Annotated in this window: 11 protein-coding genes; 10 read left to right on the top strand and 1 reads right to left on the bottom strand. The window is 27.3% G+C overall.

Annotation, left to right across the window (positions count from 1 at the left end; genetic code table 11):
- The first annotated feature begins 118 nt into the window (after positions 1 to 118).
- The gene (locus ACTG45_RS20740) at positions 119 to 6,529 is read left to right on the top strand and encodes a rhoptry family protein (protein WP_479920323.1); all 6,411 of its coding nucleotides are present in this window, start codon (positions 119 to 121) and stop codon (positions 6,527 to 6,529) included.
- A 189-nt stretch (positions 6,530 to 6,718) separates the two neighbouring features.
- Here ACTG45_RS20740 and ACTG45_RS20735 read toward each other — a convergent pair whose 3' ends face one another.
- Entirely contained in the window at positions 6,719 to 6,880 is a 162-nt protein-coding gene (locus ACTG45_RS20735; RefSeq protein ID WP_018112694.1) for a hypothetical protein, read from the bottom strand.
- A 362-nt stretch (positions 6,881 to 7,242) separates the two neighbouring features.
- On the opposite strand from ACTG45_RS20735, the gene ACTG45_RS20730 reads away from it, so the two are divergent.
- From ACTG45_RS20730 to ACTG45_RS20690, 9 genes are all read left to right on the top strand, one after another.
- Positions 7,243 to 7,554, top strand: a complete 312-nt coding sequence (locus ACTG45_RS20730) for a type II toxin-antitoxin system Phd/YefM family antitoxin (protein ID WP_207713637.1) — start codon at positions 7,243 to 7,245, stop codon at positions 7,552 to 7,554.
- Positions 7,555 to 7,947: 393 nt separating this feature from the next.
- Complete coding sequence (locus tag ACTG45_RS20725) at positions 7,948 to 9,621, top strand: hypothetical protein (protein ID WP_479920322.1); 1,674 nt, start codon at positions 7,948 to 7,950, stop codon at positions 9,619 to 9,621.
- The gene (locus ACTG45_RS20720; protein ID WP_479920321.1) at positions 9,621 to 11,537 is read left to right on the top strand and encodes a tail fiber domain-containing protein; all 1,917 of its coding nucleotides are present in this window, start codon (positions 9,621 to 9,623) and stop codon (positions 11,535 to 11,537) included. Before ACTG45_RS20725 ends, ACTG45_RS20720 begins: the two co-directional genes overlap by 1 nt.
- Positions 11,538 to 11,542: 5 nt before the next feature.
- Complete coding sequence (locus tag ACTG45_RS20715) at positions 11,543 to 11,710, top strand: hypothetical protein (protein ID WP_223153101.1); 168 nt, start codon at positions 11,543 to 11,545, stop codon at positions 11,708 to 11,710.
- 11 nt (positions 11,711 to 11,721) lie between these two features.
- Positions 11,722 to 16,035, top strand: coding sequence for a gp53-like domain-containing protein (locus tag ACTG45_RS20710; protein ID WP_021383033.1), 4,314 nt, complete (start codon positions 11,722 to 11,724; stop codon positions 16,033 to 16,035).
- Positions 16,036 to 16,063: 28 nt separating this feature from the next.
- The gene (locus ACTG45_RS20705) at positions 16,064 to 16,375 is read left to right on the top strand and encodes a hypothetical protein (RefSeq protein ID WP_021383049.1); all 312 of its coding nucleotides are present in this window, start codon (positions 16,064 to 16,066) and stop codon (positions 16,373 to 16,375) included.
- Between the two features lie 19 nt (positions 16,376 to 16,394).
- Positions 16,395 to 16,559 carry a hypothetical protein gene (locus ACTG45_RS20700; protein ID WP_021383122.1) on the top strand — a complete coding sequence of 55 codons (165 nt, stop codon included), beginning with the start codon at positions 16,395 to 16,397 and terminating at the stop codon, positions 16,557 to 16,559.
- Positions 16,552 to 17,688 carry a hypothetical protein gene (locus ACTG45_RS20695; RefSeq protein ID WP_479920320.1) on the top strand — a complete coding sequence of 379 codons (1,137 nt, stop codon included), beginning with the start codon at positions 16,552 to 16,554 and terminating at the stop codon, positions 17,686 to 17,688. Before ACTG45_RS20700 ends, ACTG45_RS20695 begins: the two co-directional genes overlap by 8 nt.
- A gap of 13 nt (positions 17,689 to 17,701) precedes the next feature.
- Positions 17,702 to 22,882: an RCC1 domain-containing protein gene (locus ACTG45_RS20690; RefSeq protein WP_479920319.1), complete on the top strand. Its 5,181-nt coding sequence runs from the start codon at positions 17,702 to 17,704 to the stop codon at positions 22,880 to 22,882.
- Positions 22,883 to 22,893 lie beyond the last annotated feature (11 nt).

The raw sequence follows: 22,893 nt of genomic DNA, 5'->3' as shown, positions 1-22,893 counted from the left end.
CCTAAGTTCTTATGAGTATGGAAAGGTCGCAACGACTACCAATGGGTATCTTATTAAAGATAATGGTATAGTCTATTCCCTTTTAAATATCTGGAAACAGAGGGTATAAAAGATAAACATGAGTGGTATCAAGGCTTCCGCCTCCACAGGAGAAATTTCACTTAATAAAACAGCAAAAACTTTACAAGAAACAGCTAAAATAAATGTATTAGATAAACAAACTGGTCAGGTAAGAGATATGATGTCAATTTTAGATGAGTTGGCAGAAAAGTGGCATAGTGTTGGAGAAGATGCCTTAACTAAAAATCAAAAAAGTGGTATTGCTGAAAGTATTTCAGGCAAAAACCACATAAATACTTTCATGGCTATCATGGATAATTGGAATCAGGTAAAAAAATTCCAAAGTTCATGGCTTAGTGGAGAAGTGCTAGGCTCTGCTTCTGCTGAAAATGAGAGATTTATAAATTCAGCAGAAGGAAAGATTATAAAGTTAAAAGAAAGTCTTAAACAATTAGTTACAGATACTATATCGACGGATATGTTTAAGAGTAGTTTAGATGGATTATCTGGTATTACTGGAATTTTAAATGGTATAACTAAAGCAGCAGATAAAATGCATGTTTCACTTCCTGTAGCCCTAGCAGGTTTATCATCTTTATTTATGACAATTAAAGCATTAGGCACTGGTAAACCAATCACGAATTTAGGTGGAAGTATATTTAGTGCCTTTCAAAACAATAGAAAATCTGTTAAATTTAAAGACTTTGAAAGAGCTACAAAATTTACTAATCAATACACAAGTGCTATAAATAGAAATACTAATGCATCAAATATGAACGCAAAATCAAACCAAATTGTCAATAATACTATAAAAAGTAGAAAGGGTGTTGTAGGAAAATATACCTCTACAACTGATAGTTTAGGAAAAGCAGTATCTAAAGAGACGAAAGTAATTAAAGAGTATGAAAAAGCTTATCAAAAATACAATCAAAAACTACATGTCGTTTCAAAGAGTAGAAAGGATACAATAAGTGATGGGCTTGGTAATATTGGTAAAGCATTTGCAGGAAGTAGTATTGTAAATTTTGGTAAAGGTATAGCAACTACAGTCGGAAATTCTTTAGTATTAACTGCTGCATTTGCAGGAGTAACTTTGTTGGCTCAAGCGATGGAAAATTATGCAAACAGAGAAGAAAATGCATATCAAGCTAGAAAGAAAAATATACAAACTTCAAAACAACAAATTAATTCATATGAAAGCCAAAAAGTTCAATTACAAGCACTTGCAGAAGAATATGATAATTTATCTAAAAAAGAAAATAAGTCTAAAGAAGATAATAATAGATTAAATGAACTAAAACAACAGATTGGAAAAATAAAACCAGATTCAGTTATAGGAACAGATGAAAATGGCATACCTATTTTAAAAGGTCAGGTCACTGATTTAATTGCTGAAATAGATAGAGCTATTAATGCAAAAGAAAGATTGATGTCCTATGATAAACATGATAATGCAGAAACTGCTGCTAAAAAATTAAATTCTCCAAGTAAAAATCCAAATAAAACTTTAGAAGAAAGAATGAGAGAAAGTGAAAATGGTAAGCTTGTAAAAATAGAAGAAGATTATACAGCAGAAGTTGAAAAGAATAAAAAGAGACAAGAAAAAGCAATAGAAAAATATAATAATTCAACTGGCAGAGCAAGAGATAAAGCTAGAAATGAATTAATGTCAGCAAAAGCAGAAGAAGAGAAGATATATTTCAAATATGATGAGATGTATAAAAATCAAGTTAATAAGATTCAAGGCTATTCAAAAGAAATAGGCGATGGAATTTTCTCTAACATTAAGAATAAAACTCTTTACAGTGGATTAGAAGGAAATGATAAGTCTAATTTTGCTGGACTTGAAAGCTTATTTGATTTTAGTGAGGTTACACCAGATACTTTAGTAGACACAGAACAAGCAGTTAATAAATTACTTACTGCAGTTAGAAGTGGAAAAGTTGATGTAGGAGATTTATCTAAAACTCTTAAAGATGCCAATGAAGAATTTGCTAGAACGCAAGATATAGAAAAATATAATAAAACAATAGATAAAACAGCTAAGAGCATAGCTAAAGCAACTAATACAGATGCTAATATATGGGAGAATTTATTTGGTCAAGTTAATCCTAATGGTATTAAAGATATGACATCAATAAATACATTATTAGCGAAGTTTGGTAAGACAAAATTAGATTTAGCCAATGGCGATGAATTTGCAATGCAACTTCAAAATCAATTTGATAGCATACAAAACATCTTAGATACAACAACAATAACTGGAGATGTAAAAGTTGATGCAAATATATTAACTGACATTAAAAATACTAAGGAAGTTCCTAGCCAAGTTAAAGGCATGATAGACTCTTTATTGGGAACAGGGGCAAGTTCCACTGATGTATTGAAGTTCACAATGGATGTTTTAATGGAGTTACAAACCGGTGACCCAGATATAACTAAACTTCAAAATGACTTAGATAACAAATTTGGAAAAGGTACGTTTACCATAACCCCAGAAATACTTTTAAGTGATGATTCAGGTCAAGCTAATGTAAATCAAATAATAGATAGTTTAAAACAAAAGTATGAAGAAGTGCCAAAAAAGGTTATTACAATAATTCAAGCAAATCCTACCACAACATTACAAGAAGCTGATTCATTAAAACAAATGTATGATAGATTTCCAAAAGAAATAAATACTATCATAGAACAAAAGGGTGCAGATGAGGGCGGCAAAAAGGTATTAGAGTTAACTTCTAAATATAAGAAGATACCATCTAAGCTTAGAACTAGTTTAGAAACAGATGGTGTTGGACTAGAAAAGGCTGTACAAATCTCAGAAATATATAATAAAATACCACCAGAACTAAAGACATACCTATTAGCTGATGGGAAAGATGCTTTATATAATGCTACAAGTTTAAAAGATGCATTAGAACATATTCCAAAAGAGAAAATAACTGAAATATATTTAAATAAAAATGAAAATAACTTTGGGATACAAGATTTAATAACCTCATTAGATAAAATTCCTATGAGTAAAGAAGTAAGAATTGACATCTATAAAGCGTTAACAGAAGGGGATATAGACGCTCTAGGTAAAGCCATTGAAAGCCTACCACCAGATAAAAGAGTAGAAGTAATTGCCGAAATAGAAAAAGCTAAAGATGATATTAAAACTATTAGTTCTTCTAAAATAGCAAATAAAATTTTTACTATAGAGGTTAAGGATTTAGCATCTGATACTATTGAGTGGATTCAAAATAAACTAAAAGAAATAAAGGGCGACAAAGATAAAAAAGACCCTGTCGAAGATGCGAAAGATTCTACTGAAAAAGCTATAGGACAATCTTCAAGCAATAAAAATCCTTTAAAATCAAAAGCAAAAGAAGCTAATGATGTAGTTGACCATATATTAAATACTCCTGTTACAAAAGAAATTAAACTACAGGTAGAAAATAGAGACTTTAAAAAACAATTAGATTCAATTACACAACTTGATGGTAGGGACGAAGTTAAATTAAAACTTGAATCTTCAGGTGTGAATATAGAACAGGTAGGAGTATTTTTAGATACAATAAAAAATCTCCCTACAAGTTCAACATTTACAAATAAATTTATAGTTGATAATGTAGATAGTTTAAAAGGATTAAAAGATTATCAAGCTGTAGTTGAATGGATTAAAAATAATCCTACAATGGCAATGGACTATGATATCAATATAAATAATTTAGAAAACTTTGATGAGCTAAAAGAAGTCTATACTAGTTTAGATACAAAAGAGAAAAAACAAGTATTTGCGGAATTTGTAATTAACAATCCAAATAAATTAGAAGAATTTCAAGAATTATATAGTAAGACTCCCGAAGATACTAAAACTGCTGTTATTAATTTTGCTGTTGAAAATGCAGACAAATTAAGAAGTGCAATTGATTTATATAATACTACACCAGAAGAGCAAAAAGATAAAGTTTTAAATTTTATATTGAATAATCCAGATAAGTTATATTTAATTCAAAGTCTCTATGATGACTTTCCTGATAATAAAGATATTATAGCCAACCTTATAGTAAATAATCCAGAAGCATTAGATGAGGTTGAGAAATTAAATGCTTTAGATTTAAATAAAGATGTAAAAATAAACATAATAAAATCTCTTGCAAATGGAGATATTGATTCATTAGTTGAAGAAATAGATAAATTGCCTCCTGATAAACAAGTTGAAGTAATTGCAGCGGTAGAAGGAGCTATTGCTGGGATAGATAGTGTTGATAAAAAAACACTAAGTCCTAAATGGGCTAAATTAAAAGCAGATGCAACTGACGCAAATAATAAAATCAACCAAACTGAGAATAAAAAGATAAGCGACAAAAGCTTCAATATTATAGGTCATGTTAGTATAATTTCAAAAGTAACAAGTGGACTTGTTGACCTTGCTCATAATGCTGGGCTTGGTGGAGGAAATAGTGATAGGAAAAGTGTACAATCTATAAATTCTACAGAAACCCCACAACCAATTCCAACTAATTTATCATCTCAACCTAGAACGTCAGAACCAGCACCAATAAGTGACGAAACTCCCGTAACAAAGCCATCTCTATTTTCAAGAGCAGTATCAAGAGCCGCAGCACCAATAAAGGCTCTTAAAACATTAACTCAAGACACTCCAATAGATAAAAATTTTGATGCCATTATAAAATATGAAATAGAGTTATTTAAAGAATTAGAGAATCAACTTTCAAAAGTAACAAATGAACTATCATTGCTAGATAAGCAGATGAAAAATGCTACTAATGAGCAGAAACTTAATTATCTTAAAAAGCAAAATGAACTATATAAAGAGCAGGAAAGACTTTTAAATAGAAAAGAAGCTCTTACAAAAGATGAAGCAAATAGATTTAAAAAGGTATTGAGTGACAAAGGTTTCAAATTTAATTCTGATGGAAACATGACAAATTATGAAGAGTTAGCTATAAAAAAGGAAAAAGAATTAGCTAAACTTGAAGCAGAGGCAAATAAAGAGAAAGCATCTGATAAGACTAAGAAGAAATATGAAGATGCTAAAAAGGCTTGGGATGAAACTAAGAAATATCGTGATGAATATTTAGATATCATGTTTACTGAACTACCAAAAGTAGTTGAAGAAAAACAAGAAGTAGTAAATGCTACAAAAGATATAGAAAAAGCAGAGCGAGATTTAAGAAATGAGGCTTGGAAGCTACACAAAGAATCTGAATGGACATCTATGAATAGAGATGTTGAAGAAGTTAATAATCAGCTTGAATTATTAGATGTACTGATGGGTAGTGCTTTTGGAGTTGAAAAAAATGATTTACTTCAACAAAAACTAGATTTATTAGAAAAACAGAAAAAAGAAATGAGTGAAACTACGGCTTACATGAAACAAAGTCAAAATGAAATAAAGGGTAAACTTCAAGGTTTTGGATTTCAATTTAGAGATGATGGTACAATAACTAACTACATTCAACAACTAGACAAGTTATTCCAAAGTAATGATAACTTTGATGAAGCAAAAGAATTAGCTGATGCCTATTTGGATTTAATGATGGATAAAATTCCTGATGCTGAAAAAGAAATGGCTAAGTTAGATGCTACAATTAAAGCAGCATTAAAAGAAAAGTTAGAAACTACTAAAGAAATAGAAGATGAGATAACTAAAGTTTATGAAAAGCAAATTGAAGAACGTAAAAAACAAATAGACGATGAGCTTAAAAAACGTCTTGATGCACTTAATAAAGAAAAAGAAGCCTACAATAAAGCTAGAGATAAAGCTGATTATCAGCGTGATTATGATGATAAATCAAAAGAAATAGAGGAACTTCAAAAGAAATTAGATATTGCTGAAAGAGATAGCTCACTATCAGGGCAAAAGAAAGTACAGGAATTAAGAAAAGAATTAGAAGAGGCTAAGAGAGCATTAGAAGATTTAGTTCAAGACCAGATTGATAAAGATGTAAATGATATGTATGATGATGAAAGTGATAGACTACAAGATGAAGCAGATAAAGCTAAAGAAGATTTGGATAATAAGTATACTAAAGAAGAATTAGCTAGATTAATCAAAGAAGCATTAAATACAGGATTATTTACAGATATAAATGGTGAGGTTCATGATTTACAACAAACATTGCTTGATTTTGCTGATAAGTATGGTGATGGATTAGGAGCTACAGGGGCTATTATAAAAAGTGAATTAGTTGGTAACCTTGAAATTGCTAAAAAAGTAATGGAGGATATGTTAGATATTCAAGATAAATTAGGTGTTGGTGAATATAGCAATTATTCAGTACCTAGAGGTCGTAGTTATCAACCTCAGCAATCTAATCAAAATCAATTTAATTACAATGCTCCATTAGTTAGTGTACAAGGTACTATGAATAGGGATATATTAAAAGAAGTAGAAAAAATGATTAAAAAATCTCAAGATGAACTTGCTAAAGAAATAGTAAGAAAAACTAAATATTAAAATATTATGGCTTTTTATTTTAAAAAAGTTATTTAATTAGAATAATGACAACATTGACAGTTGTGACAATATTGGAGTATAATTATGATATAAATGATATAAAATTTATATCATAAAGACAAAAAGAGACTACAAACTATTTGCAGTAGGGTGTAGTTCTTGAAGTTAACAATAAAAAAAATAATAGATTTATGTATTACTTTCAGAATCACTAGACCCTCCAGTCTGGTGATTCTTTAGTTTTCTAATAGATGCTTTCAAATTTAAGATTGCATCTATCAGCTTTGTCAAATGATTTATTATTCTCGTAATCATAATTATCATTATTAAAAATAAAACTAAGTACTCCATAGTCTCACCCCCTTTCCTGGGGATTTTAACTAAAGAGCCATCACCCTAATAGTCTAAACTGTAGTCTCTAAAATCATTATACCATAATTTACCACCATGTTGAATTTAATATTATATTGACTACGGCAGTAGAATAAAGATATAATATAAATAACAGAAGATTAAAAATATTTTACATAAAAATTAACTACTTACTTTAAGCCACCTTACACAAGTGGCTATTTTCTTGTATAAAATAAATTATTATAGTTAAATTTATATATATATTTATATATAAATTAATTGGTAAAGATTAATATTTGTGTTACAATTTATATATACTATTAGGAGGTGTTATTATTTTAAACAATAGAGATTTACTGATGGCTAACATGTTGAATACTATAGTTCCTATTTCTCGATTCAACAAAGGAGAAGCTAATAAGATATTTGATGAAGTAAAACAATCTGGAAGTAAAATTGTTGTGAAAAACAATGTTCCAACTTGTGTCTTGATTACACCTGAAAAATATGAAGAGATGATAAATGTTATAGAAGATTACAAACTTCTTCTTGAAGCAGAAAAAAGAATGAATAATATAAATGAAGAGGGTTTAATATCTCAAAGTGAGATTATGAAAGATTTAGATATTAGAGAAAAAGACCTTGAAAATGTTGAGGTGGATTTTGAATAATGAAATAGAATATTTTTTATACAAAAGATTCTCATAAAGATTTAAAAAAATCAGACAATTCTTAAAGAAAACAAGTTTTAAAAGCAATTGAAAAAGTTTCTTACAATCCTCTACCTAGTCCTGATGGATAGGGAAAGCCATTAGGCAATAAAGGGAATAATAATCCTACAAATTGTTTTAAAATAAAATTAAGAGGTATTGGAATAAGAGTAGTTTATAATTTAGTAATGGAAAATAATATTATGAGAATAATAGTAATATCAGTAAGAGAAGATAGCCTAGTATATGACATTGCAAATGAAAGAGTAAAGGAAATTGCGACTACAACTGAATAATAATATTTTAGTCCATCTTTAATGATGGGCTTTTTTAATGTAAAGAAGGTGATAAAATATGCATTTTAATGTGAATCTCAAACAAATCCAAAGAGATTATAATATAACCCTCCATAAAGTTAACAAAGAAATTCTAGGTGAAATTCCAATAGAATTTATAGATAGTTTAACTCGTAGCATTGATGGTACAGATGAAATTCAATTTACTATACCAAAATTTATAACAAATCGCTTTTCATTCCAAAAAATAATAAATCCATTGTATTATGAAGTAAGTAATGAACGATTTATATGTGTGGATAATAAAGAGTATTTTGTAATAAAAGAAATAAAAGAAGATGGATATAAAAATAAAGTTATTAGAGCAACATCAGCAGAAGTTAAACTGGGTAAGATAAATTTAAATATTGAAGATATGGGACTACAATTATTTACAGAAGATAAGGATGCTGGAATAATTAGTCTTAATAATTATATGAAAGAAGAAACTGGATGGACTTTAGGCAATGTAGATGACTCAATAGGTTATGAAACTACTGATACAGGAGAAAAAAGAGAAAAGGTAAGGTGGCAAGAAAGTGTAGATAGTAATTGGCATGACTTTTTAATTAATGATATTAAAGAAGAATTTGGATGCGTTGTTCAATTTGATACATATAACAAAAAAGTACACCTATATGATGTAGATAGCTTTGGAGACAATATAGAATTAGTATTATCTTATGATAACTATATAAAATCACATGAAAAGACTAGAAATTCAGATGAAATAGTCACTAGAATGACTTTAGTTGGAAATGAAGAGATGGACATTATTGGAGCTACTGTAACAGGATATAAATATATTGAAAACTATTCATATTTCTTAGAAAATAGCGAAATGAGTAAAGATTTAATAACTGCAATACTTAAGTATAATGAGATGATTAAATTAAGAGAAGTTGAGTGGTTAAAATTAATAGATGAAAAGAATAAAAATAAAAAAGAATTACGAGACAATAAAAATAAACTCCAAATAATCTATTCTACCATCAATGCACTATATAGTATTAAAAAGACATATGAGACAAATAAGGATACTATTAATGCTGCCAAGGTAGCAGCAGATATAACTAAGAATAACGATGAAAAAGTAATACTTGAAGTAACTATAAAAAATTTAGAACAACAAGTACTGGAATTAGAAGATAGTATAAAACAAATAAACATATTGTGTAAGAGAGAAACCTCAACTGATGAAAATGGACAATTAATCTTTAATGAAATATTACTAGAAGAATTAAAAGAATTTATTTATTGTGATACTTATACGAATGATTCATTTTTGAAGGTTGAAGACTTAATTAAAACAGGAAAAAGAGAGCTAGAACTTAAGTGTAGACCAACTATTGATTGGACAATAGACTCTGTGAACTTCTTAAGTAGAATTATCAACATGGAATTTAGACAACATTGGAATGGATCATTAAGTGTGGGTGACATAATTATATTCTATGATAGAGCAGAAGGCACTGAGGACATAATATATTTTGTTGGATATACACAAAACTTTAAAGATGGAAGTTTAAATTTAGATTTATCTAATAAGAAATTAAAGGAAGATAATACAAGAACTATTTCCGATTATTTAACTAAATCAAAACATACTATGGATTCAGTTAATAAGAAAAAGTACTTACTCAATAGACAAAAATTCAATAAAATGAATGTCCCAGAAAGTGTGGTGTCCTAATGGCAATATATGATAATAGTTATACACTAAGTTATATAAGAATAACAGGATGTATAGTGACTTATAATGAAGAGGTTTATACTGTACAAAATGAATCAACAAATAGAAAGTATATATACTGGAACGCAAACAACCCTTATAAACTTGAAACTTCTAATTTAATGTTGGATAGAAGTAATACAAGATTTTTAATAGTTATAAATGATAATGGAATTCATACTGAGGTACCTAATGATAGTGATATATTTAATATAAATTATGATGGTGATTCTCAAAAAAATATAGAGAAAGAGATCTATGCTCTATATGAAACAGATAAAGAACTTGGAGATAGATTTATTTCTGTTGAAAAAGATTTAGATGGAATACGACAAACAGTTGGAGATGTAAAAGAATATACTAGTTATATTAAAGAGAATATTTCAATTATAGATCAAAAAGCAGATAACATAAATATATTTGTAAAGGAAGCAACTAAAAATTTTAATGACTCTAAGGAACTTAGTAAATTAAGAGAAGATACAAATAACCTTATAATTAAGCTTAATTCTGATTTAGGATTATTTAATTCTAATATTAATGAATATTTTAGAGATGATGAAATTACAGATATTGAAAAAGCTCAAATATCTACACAAATAAGTTTATTAGATACAGACAAATCTAATTTATACACTCAAATACAAAAAATAATTGATAGATGCCAATCAAATAGTGATAGTACAAGTATTGCTGCAATTAACAGTTCTAAAACAGCTTTAGACAATGCACATAATAATCTTAAAACAATAATCAATTCAGTTATATCTGATAATATAATCACTCCTTCAGATGTAATTCTAGTTACAAATGGATTTGCAAAGTATAATTTAAAAGTTAATGAACTAAAAAATACTCTTGATGGAGTGTTCCTTAAAGGCATGGGTGGAAGTGTTTCAGAAGAATTTGCACAAATAAATGTAAAAGCCAACGAAATAGCTTTGAGTGTGAAAAAACTTGATACTAATGTTGGAGAAATGAGTTCTGAAATTAGGTTAATGGCAGGAGAAATTGCTTCAAAGGTTTCAGAAGGTGACATTTCTTCAATTATAAGGCAATCACCTACAGATATAAGAATTGGATTTAATAAGATAGCCAATTCTGTTGTTATAAATTCTAGTGGTTTAACAGTAAATCAAGGGGCTATAGCATGCGATACATTGATGACACCATCAGGGCATGAACCAGTTATAAATCTGTTTAATGATGGTTCAGCTAATATTGCATTAGATGCAAGATCTTCAAATGGAGCAGTTAAAGGAAGTGCTATAAGACTAAAATATAATAATGGAAATTATTTATTTATAAATAGATATTCTATGAATACATATATAGAAGACGAAATTCGTTTACAAGTAAATAAAGATGATACTTTTATAAAATGTGGTGGAGCTAAATTTTGTTTTACTAATGATCCATATTCCTTTTTTCCAGACCAAGATAGAACCGATTTGGGACAAAGATATAATTGCTGGAGGTATGTTTATTGTGATGAAGTTAGAACTACATCTGATGCTAAATTTAAAGAAAATATTAGATATATAAATAATAATAAAATTAAATCTTATTCTAAAATTATGGATACACCATTTATAGATTTTTTTAAGAATGATTTAAAGATAGCAACATTTAACTATAAAACACTTCATGATGAAGATAATAATCAGCAGATTGGATTTATAGCCAATGATATACAATCTAGTAAAATAGGAAAATACTTTATATACGATTATGGAGAAAAAGCTGGATTAAAATTTAGCCTTTATGGATATACAACTATTGTGGCAGGTGCACTTCAAGAGGAAATTAAAAAAAGAGAAGAATTAGAATCAATAACTAAAAATTTATGTGACAAAATTGATAAATTGGGAGGGTAATAAATATGGAAGTAAATTTACAAAATGCATACATGATAGCACTAGAAGAAATAAAAAACTTAACTAATGAAATTATAATATATAAATCATTAAATATACAACAGCAAGAAGAAATTAATAACTACAAATTAGAAATAGATAAATTAAAAAAAGAAAAAAATAAAAATCAATAGGATGTGATACTTTGAGAAATTATGAAATAAAAAATTATCCTTTAGTATTAGATTTTAGTAACTATAGAATAAATAAAAGTCTCGTAGATTCATTTATTTATGATGAAAATGATACAAACACAGCAGTAATAACAGTAGAACTTAAAAATAATGATAAATCAATTGATTTATCAGTTTATGATTACATAACTCTAAACATAAAAAAAAATGATGGAACAACAATTGATCAACAATGTAAGATCATAGATGAATCTAAAGGAATAGTAGAAATAATATTTTCAAAACAAGCACTATTATGTTCAGGTCTAAACTCATTTCAAATAGCACTAATAAATGAAGAAAGTCAGATATTCTCTCCAAAAGTTTTCTATAGAGTAGAAGAAGGCGTTTTAAATGATAGTGATATAGTAAGTTCAGATGAATACTCAGTTTTGATGATTCTTATATCTCAATATAAAGATAGTTTAAAAGAACTGAAAGATTTAAAAATAAAAATAGAAAATCTTGAAATTACTATACTTAAAAATGAAGAATTAAGAGACTCAGCAGAACAAGAAAGAATAGCCTCAGAAATTATTAGAAAAGATCAAGAAATTATTCGTCAAAATCAAGAAATAGAGAGACAAAAATCTATACAAGAAATGGAATCAGAAATTGATGATAAAATTACTGACATTCAATATGAATTTGATGAAAAAGCCCAACAAATAACTGATGATATCAATGAAACTAAAGAAAGTTTAATTGAAGATATAACAAATACTAAAGATAATATAAATCAAGACATATTGACAACTAAAACTGATTTAATAAATTCAGTTAATTCTACCAAAGAAACTCTAGTTACAGAAGTAACAACAGTCAAAACTGACTTAACAAATTCATTTAATGAAACCAGAGATAATGTAATTGCTGATATTTCAACAACTAAAACTGATCTAATAAACTCAATTAATTCTACTAAAGAAACTTTAACTACAGAAGTTACAACAGCCAAAACTGACTTAATTAATTCTGTAAATACATCTAAAGATACTATGGAAAATAAAGTACAAGAAGCCATAGATGCGATTCCACCAAAAGACGAGTTGAAGGGTAAAGATGGACTTGGATTAGAGATAAAAGGTAGTGTAGATACTGTAGATCAGTTACCAATAGACCCAACTATAAGCGATACTTATTTCGTTGGTTATGATCTATATATATATGATGGTGCTGAATGGAAAATAATAAAAGATTTAAGAGTTAAAGGAGATAAGGGTGATACTGGTTTAACAGGAAAAAGTATAGAGTTTATATGGGATAATACTCAGTTAGGTATTCGTCAAGAAGGATCAACTGAATATGTATATGTAAATTTAAAAGGAGATACTGGAGAACAAGGATTATCTCCATATGATTTAGCAAAGTTAAATGGATTTGAAGGTACAGAATTAGAATGGTTAAATTCATTAAAAGGATTGGACGGATTTACACCAACAATTGGAGGAAATGGTAATTGGTTTATTAATAATGTTGATACAGGACAATCCTCAATTGGGTTAAAAGGCGATCAGGGAGATAAAGGTGATATTGGTATCACAGGAAAATCAGCTTATGATGTTGCTATAGAAAACGGATTTGAGGGAACAAAAGATGAATGGTTATTATCCTTAAAAGGTGAAGAAGGAGATACTCCATTAATAGGTGAAAATGGAAATTGGTTTATAAATGGAGAAGATACTGGTAAACAATCAAAAGGTGATAAGGGAGATATAGGAAGTGGTTTAGAAATAAAAGGATCTTTTGACACCATAAATGAATTACCATCAGAAGGAATAATTGGAGATGCTTATCTGGTACAACAGCACTTATATGTTTGGGACAAGATAAAGAAATGGGTGGATTGTGGTATAATTCAAGGCCCCCCTGGTAAAGATGGAGCTTCTACTTGGGATGACATATTAGACAAGCCAGAAACATTTAATCCTACAAAGCATACACACTTAATGAGTGATATAACAGGATTAAAATTGGATGCAGATACTGTCACATATAACAATAAAATTAGTAATTTAGATTCCATAAATGTTCAAAAAGCAATTGATGAATTAAAAGGGATTGTGGATAGTAAATCTGATTCTATTATGTATACCAAAATTATTGAGCAAAATGAATGGAAACATACAAATGATTTGTACTCAATAGAAATTCCACATAATTTATCTTCTAAAAACTTATTTATTAGTATATTAAACAATGATACTAATATAAATTTGATTTCTTCTTATAAGATAATTGATATAGATACAATTGAGATATACAATGACGAAGCAATTAATGCCACTGTTGTTGTTTTAGGAAATAGCTCTAATGTATCATATATACCAGTAATTGGAGACAATGGAAATTGGTTTATAAACAATGTTGATACAAAAAAAAGTTCTATTGGAATTACTGGTGAAAAAGGTGATAAAGGGGAACAAGGAAATATAGGATTAACAGGTGATAATGGTAAATCAGCCTATGAAATTGCACTTGAAGATGGATTTGTTGGTTCTAAAGATGAATGGTTACTATCTTTAAAAGGTGATGAAGGTATAACACCGATGATTGGTGATAATGGTAACTGGTTTCTTGGAAATATTGATACAGGAAAAGTATCAAAGGGTGAAAAAGGTGATGTTGGAACTGGATTAGAAATAAAAGGAGCATTTGATACTGTAGAAGAGCTTCCTCAAGAAGGCAATACTGGTGATGCTTACTTAATTCAAAGACATCTATATATCTGGGATAACATAAAAAAATGGGTAGATTGTGGCGTAATTCAAGGTGAAAAAGGTGAAAATGGAACATCTAACTGGGAAAATATATTAAATAAACCAGACAAATTTAATCCAAGCAAGCATATTCATGCTATGGATGATATAGAAGGACTAAAGTTAAGTGCAGATACTGTTACATATAATAATGAAACAAGTAATTTAAAAGCTGTAAATTTACAAAAAGCTATAGATGAATTAAAAAGTGAAATAGATACTAAATCTGAGTTAATGATTCATACTCAAAATATAACATTAGATAATTGGTTAGAAAAAGATGATTTATATTATATAGAAATAAATCATAATCTCTCTTCTAAGAACTTATTTATTAGTATCTTAAATATTGATACCAATATAAATCTAATAACTTCATATAAAATTATCAACGATAATACCATTAATATATATAATGATACGCCTGTTAATGCAAATGTTTTAGTAATATCAGACAATATAAACATAAATTATTTGCCAACTATAGGTGAGAATGGTAACTGGCATATCAATAATATTGATACAGGAAAAAGCTCAATTGGTAAATCAGGTCTAAAAGGTGATAAGGGAGACATAGGTTTAACTGGTGCTACTGGCAAATCTGGTATAACTCCAACGATTGGAAATAATGGTAATTGGTTTCTTGGTGATACTGATACTGGTAAAAGTTCAATAGGGAAAACTGGTTCTAAGGGTGACACTGGTAAATCAGCCTATGAAATTGCACTTGAAGATGGATTTGTTGGTTCTAAAGAAGATTGGTTATTATCCTTAAAAGGCAATAAAGGAGACAAGGGTGATGTTGGCAATGAAGGAAAAACAGCGTATGATGTTGCACTTGAGGAGGGATTTGTTGGAACAAAAGAAGATTGGCTCAACTCATTAAAAGGAAATAAAGGTGATATTGGTATAACTGGTACAAATGGAGATTCAGCATATGAAATTGCATTAAAAAATGGATTTTCAGGTAATTCTGAAGAATGGTTAATTTCACTAAAAGGTGATAAGGGCGATATTGGTGTAACTGGTAAATCTGCCTATGAGATTGCATCTGAAAATGGATTTTTAGGTAATATTACAGAATGGCTAAGTTCTTTAAAAGGTAATAAAGGAGACAAAGGTGATTCTGGAGTATCAAATTGGAATGATATTAGTGGAAAACCTAGTTCTTTTAATCCCTCTTCTCATAATCATGGATGTACTTCTAACAAGTCTCCCACTAGCGGTTATATTTCATTAGGTTCAGATTTAGGAGGATTAATAATAGAATGGACTCAAATTAAATTATCATTCACAGGTGCTGATACCAAAAGAGGTGGTGGAAATTTACCTATAGCATTTCCTAATGCATGTATTGGTTTATACAGTGCTATATCTTCAGCTGGAGATAATGCATGCTTTTCTCATGGAGTTGCAAAAGAAAGTGGCCTAACATCTACAAAGTTTGGTTATCATGTTAAAGCAGCAGGTTCAGTCGCTGATATAGAAGGATCACTTACTTTATATATACTTGCAATTGGGTATTAGAATCTATAACTTCTAGAAGGAGGTAAAAATGAGAAAGATATTTAAGATGGGTCTGAAAAAAGATTTAAAATCATTCAATGGATTTTATATAGAAGACATCCATAAAAATAATATACCTAAGTCTTATATAAATATTGCAGAAGATCTTTGGAGTTATTTATTAGAACTAGGTGATTTTAAATTTATAGGAGATTATAAAACAAAAAAAGATTTATATACTGTTCAAGAAAAAGATGAGTTTGAAAAAATTATTCCAGATTCTTATTCTGAAAATAACATAGCCTTAGAAGATAGAATTTCTGCAATTGAACAAGCAATATTAGCCATATTATTAAAATAATTGACTGGAGGTGAGTTAAATGAACTCATTATATAACTTTCTACTTAATATGTGGAAAATTGGTAATATAGATGAAAAATATATAAACACTATGTCATCTAATAAAATTATCACATCAGAGGAAAGAGATATGATAATCTCTACATCTAAAATAAAATGTAAAGGAGTAGATAATATTGGATAGTAATAAAATTTTAAAGTTACAGGCTGAAGATATAAAATATAATAATGTTATTAGTGGATTAAATTCCACTAATACTAAAGAAGCAATAGATGAATTAAGGAATTTAATAAGGCAACCTGATTCTATCTATAGTGCAACATTAGACATTGATTTAAATGACTGGAAATTAAAAGATGATTTTTATTATAAATCTATAAAGCATAACTTAGATTCTAAATGTTTATTGGTAAGCATAATAGAAAAAAACACACAAAATAGTTTATTGTGTTCATATAAAATAGTTGACAATGACACAATTGAAATATTTAATGAAATTGTTATTAATGCAACTATAAATATAGTAGGTATCAACACAGATATAACACCTATTCCAAGTATAGGTGAAAATGGTAACTGGTTTATAAATGGAGAAGATACTGGTAAGTCATCTAAAGGAAATAAAGGTGATATTGGCAATGAAGGAAAATCTGCATATGAAACATGGAGAGGTATATCTCAAAATAAAGATAAAACTGTCCAAGAATTTATAGAGAGTCTAAAAGGGAGTAAAGGCGATACTGGGGTAACACCTTCAATCGGAGAAAATGGCAATTGGTTTATAGGTGAAAATGATACTGGTAAACCATCTAGGGGAGAAATTGGAGATTTAAATATTGACACAAACTTTAGCGAACTAGAAACTGAAAGTAAAAAAATTCTTGAAGCCATAAATGAAATTAATAAAAAAGCTGTAGATTCTAATGGAGATATAACTGGAGATATAGCTGTTGAATTAGCTATATTAAAAAATAACTATGCTATACTTCTAAATAAAATGTTAGATTTTTCAATAGAAATGGATTTAGAACAAAATGCTACAATAGATGAAGCTGGATACTGGTATGATACATTAAAAGATAATAAAAATATAATAGCTATGAATGATTTAAAATTAGATACAATAGGAAAATGTATAAGGGGTATTTATGGAAGTGTAACATTTCGAAATATTGAGATTCCTTTTATATCCAATAAACTTAGATATATTCATGAATTAAATAATAACTCAATTGATAATATTGTAAGTCAAACTTATCCTAAAGATTCTACCCAAATTAATTTAGGAAAATATAAATATAAAATAAGATAAAGAGGTGTTTTTATTGATAAAAAAAACAAAATTATTTCAAAGAGGAAAATATTTTAATAATGATAGCATAAATTTAAATAAGTTTGATAGAACTTATGATTCATTTAATTTTGTAGGTTTTTTTACTGGATATGCAGATGTTAGTTTTGCATTAGACAAAAATAATAATGCTTATGCTTGTGGAAACAATACTGAGTACATGTTAGGTTTAGGTAAAGATACTAAAACTGTTAAAACATTTACAAAACTCCCAGTAAGTAATGTCAAAATGATAGCTGTTGGTACAAATCATGCCTTATTATTAACTAATGATGGGTTTGTCTATGCAGCAGGTAGAAATGACAAAAACCAATTCGGAATTGGTAAACTTCCAGATACAATATATTATGAGTTTACTAAATTATCTCTACAAAATGTAAAATATATAGCTTGCGGAGAAGGTTCTTCTTATTATATAGATAATGATAATTTGGCATATTCATGTGGCAATAATAATTATGGTCAATTAGGTTTAGGAACAAATGCTGATATAAAAGATACACTTAATAGAGATACATTTACAAAAATTAATATAGATAATGTTAAATCGATTTATACATCTTTATATAGTGCATATATAATTAAAAATGATAGTACATGCTATTCTTGTGGATTTAATGGATCTGGACAACTTGGTTTAGGTGATAATAATAATAGAGATATATTTACAAAAATTAATATAGACAATGTAAAAAAAATAAGTGTTGGTTCAAATCATACAGCTTTATTAAAAGATAATAATGAACTATATTTTACTGGATATAATTCTAATGGAGAATATGGAGATAATACTATTATAAGTAAAAATATATTTACTCTATCTAACGAAAAAAATATACTAGATGTAAATTGTTCATATAATCATACTTTTATTCTAAAAAATGATGGAAGTTTATATAGTGCTGGTTACAATAAATATGGAGAATCTTTAATAGATAATAAATACGATATTATAAATACAATAACATACACTAAAGTAACAGATAATATAAAAAGTATCTATAGTAGTAAACAACATTCATTTCTAATAGATAAAGATAATAATATTCTAGTTGGTGGGTTAAATAACTTTAATCAATTAGGATGCTTTTTTAATGAAATGATTATATATTCTCCTACTAAGTTTAATTTTCATAATACAGATAATATAAAAAATATATTTAAATATAAAGATAAAATAATGTTAACAAAAGATAGCTGTGAAATACAAAATGTAAAACTATATGATAATTTTCATGACTATAAACAGATTCTTTTAACAGATTATACTATGTTTATATTATTAAATAACGGAAATTTATACGCATGTGGATATAATATTAATGGACAACTTGGATTAGGAGATACAAAAAATAGGTCAATATTCTGTAAAGTTCCTGTTGATAATGTAAAAGAAGTTTACTCTGATAGGCTTGGATATACTACATTTATAATGAAAAATGATGGTTCTATATGGTCTTGTGGATTAAATACTAGTGGTCAATTAGGGGTAGGAGATAAACTTAATAAAAGCTTATTTCAATTTGTTAATGTTAGTAATATACAACAAATATGCATCGAATCTAATTATACAATGATTTTAACAACTGAAGGAACTCTTTTAGGCAGTGGTAATAATTCATATGTTTTAAAGAATAATAATGTTTCTATTTTTACAAATCAAATGGATAATTTAAGTATAAAAATAAAAAAAATCGCATCTTATGATAATAATTTTTATTTAATTGAAGATTCTACTAATTATTTATATGTTAAAGGTTTAAATAATTATTATGAACTAGGACTTGATAATACAAGTACTTATTCATCTTTTGTTAAAGTATCTAATTTATATTATAGTAATAGTAGCCTGCCTTGTGTAATAAAAGATGTTATTCCAGTATATAAAGGCTGTGTAGTAATTAATATGAATGATAGAATGTTTACAACTGGTTATAGTTATATGGATTACACAGCATCAAATTCTGATAATACTTCTTCTGTAAAATGTTACCGTTTTGGAACTAAAAGAGCTTACAATGCTGTTGTTGATTTTTCAACAAGATTCTTTGAAGACTATAATAGATTAAACCAACAATATGATTCAAAATTTTTATCTAATAATGCAATAGGATTAATAAAAGCAAAAGATTCAAATAGTTATTGGGGATGTTTTTTTGAAGCGGATTACTATGACCCTCAGTTTAATGCTGACAATATAGCTGTTTTAAACTATTTCATATTGTATTCAGATAGTAGTGGTCTTAAAATTCGTCCTAATCAATATAATAAACTCAATTATGGTTATATAGAATCATATCCTATAAAAAATGTAAAAGATATTATAAGTACACAAACTAGTTCTATAATAATAGATAGCAATAACAACATATATTGTATTGGAATAAATTATTATAATAAATTTGGAATAGGAAACACAGGACATCATGCTTATACAAACAGATTAGTTAATATAACAGACCAATATAATTCTTATATTACTATGGATGAGATAAAAAAAATAGAAACATCTGACTATGCAACATTTATATTAAAAAAAGATGGTTCTCTATTTTCATGTGGCGATAATGAATATGGTCAATTAGGTTTAGGAGATACAATTAATAAAAATGAATTTACACAAGTTCCGATAGATGATGTAAAAGATATAATTATTAGTAGTGCTACTTCTTTTGTAATAAAAAATGATAATACTATATATTCATGTGGTAAAAATGATAAAGGTCAGTTAGGGTTAAATGATACTAACAATAGAAATATATTTACTGAAATTGATACTAGTTTTAATACTTCTCCCATAAAAAAAATATCATGTGCACCTAGTAATAGTTTCTTATTATTTGAAAATGGATTAGTATACTGCTGTGGAGATAATACTCATGGTCAATTAGGAATTGGTACTTTTGGAAATAACGAAAATAAATTGAAATTTGATTTAATTAATATTAATGATATAAGAGATCTTTATTGTAGTTCTAGTATCTTAGCAGTTATAAACAATAATAATGAATTGTATATGTGTGGTGATAATACATATGGACAAATTGGAATGGGTACTCAAACTAGACAACTTACACTTATTAAAAAAGGGCAAAATATAAAAGAAGTGATAATTGCAGGATTAAATACTTTTATAATTTCATATCAAAATACTTGTAGTGTTACTGGTAAAAATAGTAATAAATGTTTAGGATTAGATATGAATTCTACTATTACAACTTTTAATGAATTATCATTGCAAAATGTAAAAAAAATAGTTTGTAATAGCAACACAACTTTATTTTTAACACTAGATAATAAATTATATTCTGCTGGTCATAAAAATTATGGTTCAACTCATGCTAATTCTACTTATACTTTAATAAAAGAAAATGTAAAAGATATTTTTAATGATAGTGAATGCTGTTATTATATAGATATGAATAACAATTTATTTGGTAGTGGTACTAATTCATTTGGGCAATTAGGACAATGTAGTACTGGTGTAATAGCTTCATATATTAAAATAAGAAGTAATGTTAAAATGTTATATACTAATGCGTATTCTATTTATATTCAAAAAAATACAAATGATTTTGAAGTTTGTGGTTCTAACACCAAAGGACAATTAGGAATAGAAAATACCTATGAAAGCAGATATAACAATTATAATTATTGTACAGAACCTGTCCCTTTACCTTTTGTAATGGGAGATATAATAGATATTAAAAAAGAATATAATTATCTATTAATTAATAATAAAGTAATAGTCCCTACAGATACAGATATAAATTATTCAAATATATTTGGTGATACATATATAGAATATGAATACATATCATTACCATTTGATAATATAAAAGAAGTAGCCATATCTAGAACACATGTAATAGTTCTATTAGAAAATGGAGAAGTCTATGGATGTGGTTCTAATGAATATGGAGAATTATTTAAAGAATTAACAGTAAAAAGGTATGACAACTTTACTAAATTAGATATAACTCACATTAAACATATAGCATGTGGAAATAACTTTACATATTATATAGATTCAATAGATAATAGTTTAAAATGTATAGGAAAAAATACTAATTATGAATTAGGATTAGGACATAATGAAACTGTAAACACAGTTCAAACTATATCTTCTGTTACTAATTTAAAAGACATAAAGATAACAAATAATTACATTCTTGCTCTAACAGAAAATAATATTTTATTTGCACAAGGATTAAACATTAATTGCTGTTTTGGATTAGGATTAGATACAAAAGATGTAGTATACAAATTATTTATAAAAATAGCAGATAATATAAAAGAATTAACACAAATAGATGATAATAATATATTTTATATAGATAATAATAACAATTTACAAGTTGCAGGTAAAAACACCCCAGCTTTTCATATAGATGATGCATTATATTACATATCTAGTTTTTCACCAATTCCATTAGATGAAATAGATAATATAGTTGATATGTTATCAACTGATGATACTTTATATATAATATCAAGAATTTCATCAGAAGATACTAATATAGAATTAGTAGGTAAAACATTAAATTCTGTTAGGGTAAATATACAAGACGTAAACAATGATATAACAAAAGTAGAAATGATTATAAATGGAGAATCCATAGAAACACTATCTAAAACAAGTGTTGATTCAATTATATTCAATATACCAAAAGATAAATTAAAAATAGGTAGCAATAGAATAATGTTTAAAGCCTATTCTAAATATGAAAACCTATATGATACTATGTTTATATATAAAGAATCAACAGGTAATGAGAATATTATTGGAAGTTCAATTTTAATAAACAATAAAATTTATAAAATATCAGATGTTATAGATCAAGATATAGATGACATCATAATCATATTAGATAGAGGTTTAGAAGATGAATTACAATCTGAAGATACCATATCTATATTATTGAATAACATAAAAGTTCAAGTAAGAACAAATAAAACTGGACTTTTTAAAGATATCTTATTAAAAGAAATCAAAAAAGTTGATTCTGGATACCAAGAAATCTATGAATTCGAAGAATCAAATATGTCTATGGTACAACCAAAGATAATAGTTGAAAAAGGTGATAAATGGACGTCTATAAAAAGGCCTTCAATATTACTAAGCTATGATCCATCACAATTCCAACAAAACTAAATAATAATAGG

Source organism: Clostridioides sp. LIBA-7602 (genome assembly GCF_056688945.1).
Note: the sequence above shows the minus strand (reverse complement) of the source record. Positions and strands in the feature narration are given on the sequence as shown.

Excerpts from the sequence above, each read along its gene's own strand:
- ACTG45_RS20720 (WP_479920321.1), top strand. The coding sequence starts at position 9,621 with ATGGCAATATATGATAATAGTTATACACTAAGTTATATAAGAATAACA.
- ACTG45_RS20715 (WP_223153101.1), top strand. The coding sequence starts at position 11,543 with ATGGAAGTAAATTTACAAAATGCATACATGATAGCACTAGAAGAAATA.
- ACTG45_RS20730 (WP_207713637.1), top strand. The coding sequence starts at position 7,243 with ATGGCTAACATGTTGAATACTATAGTTCCTATTTCTCGATTCAACAAA.
- ACTG45_RS20705 (WP_021383049.1), top strand. The coding sequence starts at position 16,064 with ATGAGAAAGATATTTAAGATGGGTCTGAAAAAAGATTTAAAATCATTC.
- ACTG45_RS20725 (WP_479920322.1), top strand. The coding sequence starts at position 7,948 with ATGCATTTTAATGTGAATCTCAAACAAATCCAAAGAGATTATAATATA.
- ACTG45_RS20735 (WP_018112694.1), bottom strand. The coding sequence starts at position 6,880 with ATGGAGTACTTAGTTTTATTTTTAATAATGATAATTATGATTACGAGA.
- ACTG45_RS20700 (WP_021383122.1), top strand. The coding sequence starts at position 16,395 with ATGAACTCATTATATAACTTTCTACTTAATATGTGGAAAATTGGTAAT.
- ACTG45_RS20740 (WP_479920323.1), top strand. The coding sequence starts at position 119 with ATGAGTGGTATCAAGGCTTCCGCCTCCACAGGAGAAATTTCACTTAAT.